Source organism: Variovorax sp. 01T439_2, from assembly GCF_056398445.1.
The window spans coordinates 1-5,736 of record NZ_JBFTPJ010000326.1; the positions used below are offsets into that span (position 1 = coordinate 1).

Sequence of the window (5,736 nt, forward strand, 5' to 3'; positions counted from 1 at the left end):
CCATCGCCGATCCGGCGCTGCCCTTGGGATGAGCGGCGACTCCGACATGCTGGCGCTGGTCGTGGACTCGGCCACGCCGCTCACGCCGGCCATCAAGGCCTTCGTGCTGCGATCGGCGAACGGCGAGCCCTTGCCGCCGTTCTCGCCGGGCGCGCACCTGGGCGTGCGGGTGGTGCAGGCCAACGGCCGCGCGGGGCAGCGCGCCTACTCGCTCGCCCGGCCGCACGACGGCTCGGATCGCTGCGAGATCGCGGTGCTGTGCGAGCCACAAGGCGAGGGCGGCTCGGCCTGGATGCATGCGCTGCAACCCGGCGCATCGCTGGCCGCGCACCCGCCGCGCAACGACTTCGCGCTGCACGCGGGCAGCGCGCCGCCGCTGCTCATTGCGGGCGGCATCGGCATCACGCCGCTGCTGTGCATGGCGCGCTCGCTCGCGGCCGAGGGGCAGCCCTTCGAATTCGTCTATGCCACGCGCAGCGCAGAAGCCACGGCCTACCTGCACGAGGTGCGCGCGCTCGGCGGCACGGTGGTGCACGACGGCGGGAACCCGGCACGCGGCCTCGACCTGCGTACGCTGCTGGCCGCGCCCGTGCCGGGCCGCCACCAGCATGTGTGCGGCCCGCGCGGCATGGTGCAGGCCGTGGTCGACACCGCCCGCGCGCTGGGCTGGCCCGGCGACCACGTGCACTTCGAACTCTTCGCCGGTGCCATCGCGCAGGCGGGCGATGCGGCCTTCGAGGTGCGCACGCTGCGCTCGGGCAAGACGCTGAGCGTGCCGCCCCGCCAGAGCCTGCTCGACGTGCTCATCGCCGCGGGCCTGGACCCGCTGTACGACTGCCGCCAGGGCGACTGCGGCGTGTGCGTGATCGACGTGGTCGAGGGCGTGCCCGACCATCGCGACCACAACCTCAGTCCGCGCGAGAAGGCGGACGGCAAGACCCTGTGCACCTGCGTGTCGCGCGCGAAGACGCCGCACCTGGTGCTCGACATCTGACCAGGAGACCCACCCCATGACCATCGACCTGCAAGGGCTCGTGCAGCCCGACCGCGTGCACAAGCGCGTCTACACCGACCCCGCCATCTTCGAGCTGGAGATGGACCGCGTGTTCGGCCAGGCCTGGATCTACATCGGCCACGAAAGCCAGGTGCCCAAGCCCGGCGACTACTTCACCACCCGCCTGGGCCGCGAGCCCGTGGTGATGGTGCGGCACACCGACGGCCAGGTGCATGTGATGTTCAACCGCTGCCCGCACAAGGGCGCCAGAATCGTGCCCGACGGCAGCGGCAGCGCCGGCAAGTTCCTGCGCTGCCTGTACCACGGCTGGACCTTCAAGTGCGACGGCAGCCTGCTGTCGGTGCCGCTGCGCAGCGGCTACGAATGCACCGCGCTCGACCTGAAAGACCCGCAGTACGGCGTGCGCAAGGTGGCGCGCGTGGCCACGCACCGCGGCTTCGTGTTCGCGAGCCTGTCGGCGGACGGGCCGGAACTGAAGGAATTCCTGGGCGGCGTGGCCACGTCGCTCGACAACTTCTGCGACCGCGCGCCCGAGGGCGAAGTGGAGGTGGCGGGCGGCGTGCAGCGCGTGATCCAGCGCAACAACTGGAAGATCTTCTTCGAGAACCTGCACGACACCATCCACGCCGTGGCCACGCACGAATCGTCGTGGCGCGCAGCCAAGGAAGAGTACGAAGCCATGCCGGCCGGCACGCCCAAGCCCTTCGAGGTGGTGATCGTCGACGGCAATGGCGAGCCGCTGGAATTCTGGGAGAAGCTGGAGCTCAAGGGCTACGACCATGGCCATGGCTTCATGGAAGGCATCTTCGTGCCGCCGACCGATCCGGTGAGCCTGGCCTATGTGGCGTCGCTCGAAGCGGCGAAGGGTGCCGAGCGCGCCGGCGAGATCCTGCGCGTGAACCGGCACAACACCATCGTGTACCCGAGCTGTTCGCCGCACACCTCGTTCCAGCAGATCCGCGTGATCCGGCCGCTGTCGGTGGACCGCACGCTGGTCGAGATCTTCAGCTTCCGGCTGAAGGGCGCGCCGGAGGCCACCTTCCAGCGCACGCTCAAATACACCAACATCGTCAACTCGCCTTCGTCGAACGTGATGCCCGACGACCTGGAGGCCTACAACCGCGTGCAGGAAGGCCTGGGCTCCAATGGCGGCGACTGGGTCAGCATGCACCGCGCGGCGGGGCGCGACCAGCCGCTGCCGGGCGGGCGCGCCTCCAACGGCAACAGCGAGATGCCCTCGCGCAACATGTTCGCGGCCTGGGCCGGCTACATGGGCGTCAAGACGAACGAACACGCGAACGAACACGCCGGGAGCGCCAGATGAACTTCCGCGACTGGAACGAGCAGCAGGACCTCACGCAGTTCCTGCATCACGAGGCGCGCCTGCTCGACGAGCACCGCTGGGACGAATGGCAGAAGCTCTTCACGCCCGACGGGCTGTACTGGGTGCCGCTGGTGCACGGCCAGGCCGACCATCTCAACCACGCCTCGCTGTTCTGCGAGGACGCCTTGCTGCGCTCGATGCGCGCGCGGCGGCTCGAGCAGGCCCGCGCCTATTCGCAGCAGCCGCCCACGCGCACCGTGCACGTGCTGGGCAACATCGCGCTCGAGTCGCGCGACGACGCGGGCTGCACCGTGCGCTCGACCTTCCTGCTGCTGGAGTGGCGCAAGACCGAACAGCGCAGCTTCGGCGGCAGCGTGTTGCACACCCTGCGCCGCGCCGAGGACGGCTGGCGCATCCAGACCAAGCGCATCGACCTCGTCAACTGCGACGCGCCGCACGAAGCCTTGCAGGTGTTCATGTGAAGGCCGCGCTGCTGGCCATGCACTACCAGAACGACGTGCTGCACGTCGACGGCAAGGTGCGCGTGGGCGTGGCCGCCGACGACCCCGCACGCCCGCGCCTCATCGCCTCGGCCGCACGGCTGATCGCCGCTGCGCGCGCGAACGGCGTGCCGGTGATCTTCGTGCGCATCGCCTTCGCGCCCGACTACTCGGATTGCCTGCGCAACTGCACGCTGTTCCGGCGCGTGGCCGAGAGCGGCGCGGTGCAGGAAGGCAGCTGGGGTGCCGGGTTCTACGGCGAGCTCGCGCCGCTGCCGGGCGAAGCCGTCGTCACCCACAAGCGCAACAACCCTTTCTGGGCCAGCGGGCTCGAGGAGGTGGTGCGCGCCACCGGTGCCAGCCGCTTGTACCTGGCCGGCATCGCCACCAACCATGTGGTGGAGCACGGCGCGCGCCATGCGAGCGACCTGGGCTACGACGTGGCGGTGGTCGCCGACGCCTGCAGCACCGCGCAGGCGCACCTGCAGGCCGCCAGCCTCGAAACCCTGGCGATGCTCGCGGACGTGGTGCGCGTGGACGATGCCGTGGCCCAGATGGAGAGGGGAGGCCGGCCATGACCCCGCTGCAAGGCAAGGTCGCCGTCGTGACCGGCGCCGCCGCGCTGCTGGGCAGCGCCATCGTGCGGGCCTTCGTGCAGGCCGGCGCGCGCGTGGCGGCGGTCGACATCGACGCGGTGCGCGGCGAGGCGCTGGCGGCCGGGTTGGGCGAGGGCTGCCGCTTCGTCGCCTGCGACATCGCCTCGGACGATGCGCTCGATGCGCTGGTGGCCGGCGTGCTGCGCACCGAAGGCCGCATCGACTGCCTCGTCAACAACGCCGTGGTCTACGGCGACGCGGGGCTCGGCGCCGCGCGCGCCGACTGGCTGAGCGCGCTGAACGTCAACCTGGTCTCCGGCGCGATGCTGGTGCAGAAGAGCGCCGACGCGCTGGCCGCGCAGGGCGGCGCCATCGTGAACATGGGCAGCGTCGGCGGCAAGTTCGGCGCGGCGGGGCGGGCGCTGTACCCGGCGGCCAAGGCGGCCATCCTGCAACTCACGCGCAACCAGGCCGCCACGCTGGCGCCGCGGGGCGTGCGGGTGAACTCGGTGTCGCCGGGCTGGACCTGGTCGGACGCGCTGTCGCGCATCGCAAATGGCGATCGTGCAAGGGCCGACCGCGTTGGCGCGCCAATGCACCCGCTGGGCCGCGTGGGCGACGGCGACGACGTGGCGCAGGTGGTGCTGTTCCTGTGCTCGGACGCGGCGCGCTTCGTCACCGGCGCCGACATTCCGGTGGACGGCGGCTTTTCGATGCTCGGCCCGGACCAGGGTCGATCCGCGGGCGATTGGTTCGGCGCTGCGTAGCGCCCGCGGCGTCCTCTGCCTCAATCCGCGGTGATGTTGCCTTTCTTCACCACCTCCGCCCAGCGCTGCGCGTCCTTGGCAACCAGCGCCCCGAAGGCAGCCGGCGTGGAGACCGCCGGCACCATGCCCTGCGATTCGAAGGACTTCGCGACGTCAGGCTGCCTGAGGACCTTGCCGATCTCCAGGTTCAGGCGCTCCACCACGTCCGCGGGTGTTCCCTTGGGCGCCAGCACCCCGTACCACATGTCGATGTTGTCCGGGGTGACGCCGGCCTCCGCGAGCGTCGGAACATCGGGAAGCTGCGGCAGCCGCTTGGCGCTGCCGGTTGCAATGGCCTTCAGCTTGCCGGCCTGGATGTGCTGCAGCGCGACGTGCACCGGCAGGAACATGTAGTCGATCCGCCCGCCGAGCAGGTCGGTGACGGCGCCGGCCGTGCCTTTGTAGGGGACATGCAGCATCTCGGCACCGCTGCGCTGGAGAAACAGCGCCATCGACAGGTGATGGGGCGTGCCGACGCCTGGCGTGGCGTAGGTCAGCTGCCCGGGCTTCGCCTTCGCGGCGTTCACGACTTCGCTCACGGTCGCCGTTTTCTGCACGTTCGGGTTGGCCACCAGGAGCAGGGTTCCCCAGGAGGTCTGGGCAACGGGAGTGAAGTCGCCGACGGGGTCATACGACAAGGTCTTGTACAGGCTCTTGTTCATGACAAGGGTGTTGACCTGCACCAGCAGCGTGTGGCCATCGGGCTTGGCCCTTGCCACCCGTTCGCTCCCGATGTTGCCGCTGGCGCCCGCAACGTTCTCCACGATCACAGGCTGTCCGAGCGCGCTCGGCAGGTGCGCGGAGAGCTGGCGCGCGATCAGGTCGATGCCCGTGCCGGGTGTGTAGGGCACGACGAGCGTGACCGGCTGTGTCGGCTGCCATGCGGCCGACGCCGCCGACGCGGCGATGCACAGCGCTGTTGCGGACAGCAGTGGCTTGATCCATCTGGCGAACATGGGAGGTCTCCTTCAATAGTTTTCAGGGTTGCTTCTGGATCGGGTTCAGACGAAGGGCGGGCGATTCTTGAGCTGCGCGGGGTCGTAGCCGGCCACGCGCTTGTAGGCATCGGAAATCGCCTGGAGTTCGGCCTGGGGCACGACGTCGTCGATCCGGGCGAACGGCTTGCCGCCGGAACGCTCGTAGACCTCGCGCAGGATCGCGTCGGGCGGCGTGCGCCTGTTCGTGAGCACGACATTGGCCGTGGCCGGGACCCGTTCCTGATCGTAGCTTTCCAGCGCCRCGGGGCCCACGCCGTCCTTCTTCAGGCGGCCGGCGAGGCAGCGCGCGTCGATGRTGGCCTGGCCGGCACCGTTCGAGCCGCGCGGCACCATCGGATGCGCGGCATCGCCAAGCAGCGTGATCCGGCCATGCGTCCAGCGCGGCAAAGGGTCCTGGTTGTCCGCGCCGAAGTAGAACTGAGCCACCGCGCCGCTTGAATCGTGAGCCAGGGGTGGAAGCCGACGCAGCAATGGTCGACTGTGGATAAGTGTATGTC

General features: G+C 70.0%; 7 protein-coding genes. 5 read left to right on the forward strand and 2 right to left on the reverse strand.

Annotation, left to right across the window (positions count from 1 at the left end):
- The 5 genes from AC1DOC_RS16550 to AC1DOC_RS16570 form a co-directional block, all read left to right on the forward strand.
- Positions 1–994, forward strand: a 994-nt coding sequence (locus AC1DOC_RS16550) for a PDR/VanB family oxidoreductase (protein WP_478130104.1), incomplete at its 5' end; no start/stop codon positions are given.
- 16 nt (positions 995–1,010) lie between these two features.
- Positions 1,011–2,339: an aromatic ring-hydroxylating dioxygenase subunit alpha gene (locus tag AC1DOC_RS16555; protein WP_478081449.1), complete on the forward strand. Its 1,329-nt coding sequence runs from the start codon at positions 1,011–1,013 to the stop codon at positions 2,337–2,339.
- Positions 2,336–2,821: an aromatic-ring-hydroxylating dioxygenase subunit beta gene (locus AC1DOC_RS16560; RefSeq protein WP_018904215.1), complete on the forward strand. Its 486-nt coding sequence runs from the start codon at positions 2,336–2,338 to the stop codon at positions 2,819–2,821. Before AC1DOC_RS16555 ends, AC1DOC_RS16560 begins: the two co-directional genes overlap by 4 nt.
- A complete protein-coding gene (locus tag AC1DOC_RS16565; protein ID WP_478081450.1) occupies positions 2,818–3,417 on the forward strand; it encodes a cysteine hydrolase family protein in 600 nt (199 codons plus the stop codon). Before AC1DOC_RS16560 ends, AC1DOC_RS16565 begins: the two co-directional genes overlap by 4 nt.
- On the forward strand, positions 3,414–4,202 hold the full coding sequence (locus AC1DOC_RS16570) for an SDR family oxidoreductase (protein WP_478081451.1): 789 nt from the start codon (positions 3,414–3,416) through the stop codon (positions 4,200–4,202). The genes AC1DOC_RS16565 and AC1DOC_RS16570 overlap by 4 nt, the downstream gene beginning before the upstream one ends.
- Before the next feature lie 20 nt (positions 4,203–4,222).
- Here AC1DOC_RS16570 and AC1DOC_RS16575 read toward each other — a convergent pair whose 3' ends face one another.
- The gene (locus tag AC1DOC_RS16575; RefSeq protein WP_418148205.1) at positions 4,223–5,197 is read right to left on the reverse strand and encodes a Bug family tripartite tricarboxylate transporter substrate binding protein; all 975 of its coding nucleotides are present in this window, start codon (positions 5,195–5,197) and stop codon (positions 4,223–4,225) included.
- Between the two features lie 45 nt (positions 5,198–5,242).
- The coding region (locus AC1DOC_RS16580; protein ID WP_478130105.1) for an FAD-dependent monooxygenase at positions 5,243–5,736 on the reverse strand (494 nt) is incomplete at its 5' end.